Source organism: Paenibacillus sp. GbtcB18, assembly GCF_019091125.1.
GTDB lineage: Bacteria > Bacillota > Bacilli > Paenibacillales > NBRC-103111 > Paenibacillus_F > Paenibacillus_F chitinolyticus.
On sequence record NZ_JAGXJX010000656.1, the window covers coordinates 1 to 247 of the forward strand.

1 protein-coding gene is annotated in these 247 nt (G+C 33.2%); it reads right to left on the bottom strand.

Annotation, left to right across the window (positions count from 1 at the left end; translation table 11 throughout):
• Positions 1-247, bottom strand: a 247-nt coding sequence (locus KVT34_RS30755) for a PDC sensor domain-containing protein (protein ID WP_217563349.1), incomplete at both ends; no start/stop codon positions are given.

Consider the following 247-nt stretch of genomic DNA (forward strand, 5'->3'; position numbering starts at 1 on the left):
TTCCATCCCGTCTGCTTATTTGTTATAAAGGTAATATTGCGATCCCCACCATCAAGTTTGAATTTAAACTCACCTGTTTCCTGTTTGTATAATTCTTTCTCCAGTTTTTCTTCTATTTTATTACCTGGCTTCATCGTCGGGTGCGCTATTACATTTTTAGATTGGTCGAAAATCGCTACATATCCTTTTTTGCCGATATTGACCATTTTTGAAGTATTTACAATATCATTAATAATTAAATCAATGC